We start from the raw sequence: 705 nt of genomic DNA, 5'->3' as shown, positions 1-705 counted from the left end.
GCCGGCAGCTTAAAAGCTGCCCTACATCCTACGGCCCAAACACCTCCAGGCTCAGCTTATAGCCTGTAGGTTGGCCATCGCTTTAGCGATGCCCAACACTGCGCAACATCGCCATCAAGATCCGTATCCGCGATAACGCTAACAACCGGGCCCGTGTTGGGTGACGCCGCGCGTTGACCAACCTACGGCCGTGTCGACTAGCACTCCAAGTGACACCGCAAAACGCTGTGTATCGCTATGTGTTAATCAGTCCATAGTTCATCACACACCTGGTAATCTGTGGATAAAATCAATTTGTGAATAATTCATGACAGAAGATAACAATTGGTTATTTTTCAGTCTTGATTCAAATCTGTTTTCTATATTGATATTGAGAGCGAAAAGGTGAGGAGGCAGATATGAAAATATTGATGAAATCGTTTTTGGGTATGCTTGCGGTGATGTTGTTCGCTGGCAGTGTTGTAGCAGATACCATCCGCCCTTCGCATGTCTATGATGATGACTGGGATGATCGGGTAATGCGTTTCACTCCTGAGTGGCATGAGAATGATGTAGATAGATAATTCTGATACCAGGCGCTTGTCTACTCCATACGGGGTAGACAGCCTATCCTGACTCCCTGACTCCCTGACTCCCTGACTCCCTGACTCCCTGACTCCCTGACTCCCTGACTCCCTGACTCCCTGACTCCCTGACTCCCTGACT

At 48.9% G+C, this 705-nt stretch carries 1 protein-coding gene; it reads left to right on the top strand.

Translation table 11 applies throughout. The features are described 5' to 3' along the window. Positions 1–398 precede the first annotated feature (398 nt). The gene (locus tag QKW35_RS21240) at positions 399–563 is read left to right on the top strand and encodes a hypothetical protein (protein WP_282356394.1); all 165 of its coding nucleotides are present in this window, start codon (positions 399–401) and stop codon (positions 561–563) included. Positions 564–705 lie beyond the last annotated feature (142 nt).

This window comes from Pontibacterium granulatum, from assembly GCF_029961155.1.
In the GTDB taxonomy this organism is placed as follows: Bacteria; Pseudomonadota; Gammaproteobacteria; order Pseudomonadales; family Balneatricaceae; genus Pontibacterium; species Pontibacterium granulatum.
This window is presented reverse-complemented; position numbering and strand designations above follow the sequence as displayed.

Coding starts and splice junctions, on each gene's coding strand:
- QKW35_RS21240 (WP_282356394.1), top strand. CDS start 399: ATGAAAATATTGATGAAATCGTTTTTGGGTATGCTTGCGGTGATGTTG.